This is a genomic window from Arthrobacter sp. TB 26, assembly GCF_000427315.1.
Taxonomy (GTDB): Bacteria; Actinomycetota; Actinomycetes; order Actinomycetales; family Micrococcaceae; genus Arthrobacter.
The window spans coordinates 628-1,387 of the sequence record NZ_AUPJ01000096.1; the positions used below are offsets into that span (position 1 = coordinate 628).

Sequence of the window (760 nt, forward strand, 5' to 3'; positions counted from 1 at the left end):
CCCCCGCCGGCACCGGCTCCATGACGTTCACCCTGGAACCGGCCGACGACACCCCCATCACCCCCGCCCTCCCGGGCCAGTACGTCAGCGTCAAGGTCACCCTCCCGGACGGACTGCGCCAGGTCCGCCAGTACTCGCTGTCCGGCGACGCCGGCACGAGCCGCAGCTTCACCACCAAGAAGGACGACGGCGGCGAGGTCTCCCCCGTGCTGCACAACGACGTCCAGGTGGGCGACATCCTGGAGATCTCCAACCCCTACGGCGAGATCACGCTCAAGGAGGGCGACGGCCCCGTGGTGCTGGCCTCGGCCGGCATCGGCTGCACCCCCACCGCCTCCATCCTGCGCTCCCTCGCGGACTCCGGCTCCGACCGCCAGGTCCTGGTCCTGCACGCGGAAAGCGATCTGGACAGCTGGGCGCTGCGCAGCCAGATGACGGACGACGTCGAACGCCTCGACGGCGCCGACCTCCAGCTCTGGCTCGAGCGCCCGGTCGCCGGAACCAGGGAGGGCTTCATGTCACTGCGCGAGGTGGACCTCCCCGCCAACGCCTCGCTGTACCTGTGCGGTCCGCTGCCGTTCATGAAGAGCATCCGCAACGAGGCCATCAATGCCGGCATTCCGGCCACGAAGATCCACTACGAGGTCTTCGGCCCGGACATCTGGCTCGCCAGCTAAGGTACCCATCGATTGCTCCGCAACGGCCCTTATGAGGGGTCATAAGGGCCGTTGCGGAGCACTCGATGGGAGTTCGACGGCGG

Annotated in this window: 1 protein-coding gene (cut by a window edge); it reads left to right on the plus strand. The window is 68.6% G+C overall.

Annotated features, from left to right (window positions below; genetic code table 11):
• Nucleotides 1–677, plus strand: partial view of a globin domain-containing protein gene (locus K789_RS0102615; protein WP_024365390.1) — the 3' portion only. It extends 478 nt beyond the left edge of the window; 677 of the gene's 1,155 nt are visible here — the last part of the coding sequence; its start codon lies beyond the left edge, outside the window; it ends in the stop codon at nt 675–677.
• Nucleotides 678–760: the final 83 nt, after the last annotated feature.